Raw genomic sequence first — 239 nt, 5'->3', positions numbered from 1 at the left:
AGGGCGGCGAGCATCTGACCGGTCTGGTTGTTGTCGCTGTCGATGGCCTGCTTGCCGAGGATCACCAGGCCCGGCTGCTCTTCCTCGACCACCCTGGCCAGCACCTTGGCCGCCCCCAGCGACTCGACGCGCTCGTCGGTCTGCACGTGAACGGCCCGGTCGGCGCCCAGCGCCAGGGCCGTGCGCAACTGCTCCTGGGCGGCCTTGGGACCGACGGTGACCGCGACCACTTCGGTCGC

At 71.1% G+C, this 239-nt stretch carries 1 protein-coding gene; it reads right to left on the bottom strand.

The window, feature by feature from the left end; genetic code table 11:
- On the bottom strand, window positions 1–239 hold a 239-nt coding region (locus LU493_RS19920), incomplete at both ends, for an electron transfer flavoprotein subunit beta/FixA family protein (protein ID WP_428994592.1).

This window comes from Halomonas elongata, from assembly GCF_029081005.1.
GTDB lineage: Bacteria > Pseudomonadota > Gammaproteobacteria > Pseudomonadales > Halomonadaceae > Halomonas > Halomonas elongata_B.
This window is presented reverse-complemented; position numbering and strand designations above follow the sequence as displayed.